The sequence below is a fragment of the Dawidia cretensis genome, from assembly GCF_018598175.1.
Lineage (GTDB): Bacteria > Bacteroidota > Bacteroidia > Cytophagales > Cyclobacteriaceae > Ohtaekwangia > Ohtaekwangia cretensis.
Genome location: NZ_JAHESE010000215.1, coordinates 1 through 258 on the forward strand (window position 1 = coordinate 1; position 258 = coordinate 258).

Sequence of the window (258 nt, forward strand, 5' to 3'; positions counted from 1 at the left end):
TCTCATGGCATTGTTTACGCTGTCTTTTCCTATGTAATTTCTAAGCGCAAAGAGAGCAAAAGGACCTTTGCGGTAATTAATAAAGGAATTGTTAGCACGAAGCAGGGGTGGAGCAGCTTTTGAACGTGGTACTTCGTACTCCTCTCGCATTTGTGATAAATACTTTAAGAGATGCTCGTAACCAAGGGTGTCCTCAACTACTTGCATTGCTGAATAAGTTGCAAAGCTTTCTACAAGTAATCCCGCACCCTCTACTTC

At 42.2% G+C, this 258-nt stretch carries 1 protein-coding gene; it reads right to left on the reverse strand.

All coding sequences use genetic code 11. The annotated features are described in order from the left end of the window. Positions 1 to 258 (reverse strand): hypothetical protein (locus tag KK062_RS30405; RefSeq protein WP_254088134.1); only part of this gene is annotated, 258 nt, incomplete at both ends.